Below are 565 nucleotides of genomic sequence, written 5' to 3' on the forward strand. Positions count from 1 at the left end.
TATATTACGAAAAACATAAAGTAAATTTACAATTTATAAAGGAACCATACATTAACGTCAATTACACTGGAGAAAGTACAAATGATGTTATTCAGAGCGCAATTCAAAAAGCAACACTGACAATATTATCTGCCTTTGCAGAAAAAGAGCGCATTGATATTAAACAACGTCAAGCTGAAGGAATTGCTCTTGCTAGGAAGCAAGGTAAACGTTTAGGACGTCCGCCTGTCGAAATAACAGAAGAATTTATGGATGCTTACAAAGAATGGAAATCCGGTTCAATTACAGCCGTAGGAGCTATGAAAAAGTATGGCATCAAACGTTCCTCATTTTATAAACTTGCCAAACAGTATGAGGAAAATTAAATTGTATATGTTTTGACATATTCATTTTAAAATGTGGATGGGACCCCTTTTAACAAAACCGGAGTGGAAATGATGAGTATAAATAGTTTTGTGGGATTGATAAAGGACGAATTATTAAAAGAGGTAAGCATAAGAAGTGAGGATGAATTCGAGCCTGTAGTAGTTAAAGATATTCCTAGAATTTGGAAGTGTTTAGGGAC

Annotated in this window: 1 protein-coding gene and 1 pseudogene; both read left to right on the top strand. The window is 34.3% G+C overall.

Annotated elements, in window-relative coordinates; all coding sequences use genetic code 11:
• Positions 1-365, top strand: a 365-nt coding sequence (locus AC1DIT_RS28405; RefSeq protein ID WP_476998624.1) for a recombinase family protein, incomplete at its 5' end; no start/stop codon positions are given.
• Between the two features lie 72 nt (positions 366-437).
• Positions 438-565: pseudogene (locus AC1DIT_RS28410) on the top strand (serine/threonine protein kinase); the annotation flags it as partial.

The organism is Bacillus sp. 05T22 (genome assembly GCF_056396765.1).